This window comes from Mesorhizobium sp. M5C.F.Ca.ET.164.01.1.1 (assembly GCF_004792125.1).
Lineage (GTDB): Bacteria > Pseudomonadota > Alphaproteobacteria > Rhizobiales > Rhizobiaceae > Mesorhizobium > Mesorhizobium wenxiniae.
On the sequence record NZ_SRTG01000485.1, the window covers coordinates 1 to 301 of the forward strand.

Annotated in this window: 1 protein-coding gene; it reads left to right on the forward strand. The window is 66.1% G+C overall.

Translation table 11 applies throughout. The features are described from left to right. Positions 1–301: ATP-binding cassette domain-containing protein (locus EN807_RS34390; protein WP_135938082.1), on the forward strand; the 301-nt coding region annotated here is incomplete at both ends.

Consider the following 301-nt stretch of genomic DNA (forward strand, 5'->3'; position numbering starts at 1 on the left):
TCTGGCGTCTATACCGACTACGAAGGCACTGTCGCCATCGACGATCAGGCGGTCCGTTTCGCCGGCGTTCGCGACGCCGAGGACGCCGGCATCGCCATCATCCACCAGGAGCTCAACCTCGTTCCGGAACTCAGCGTCGCCGACAACATCTTCCTCGGCCGCGAGCTCCATCCGCTCCGCCTCGACGAGGTTTCGATGGAGGTGCGCGCATGGACCCTGCTCAAGGAGCTGTCGGCGCGCATACCCAGCGTGCGCGAACCGGTAGCGTCGCTCTCGGGCGGCCAGCGGCAGACTGTCGCAA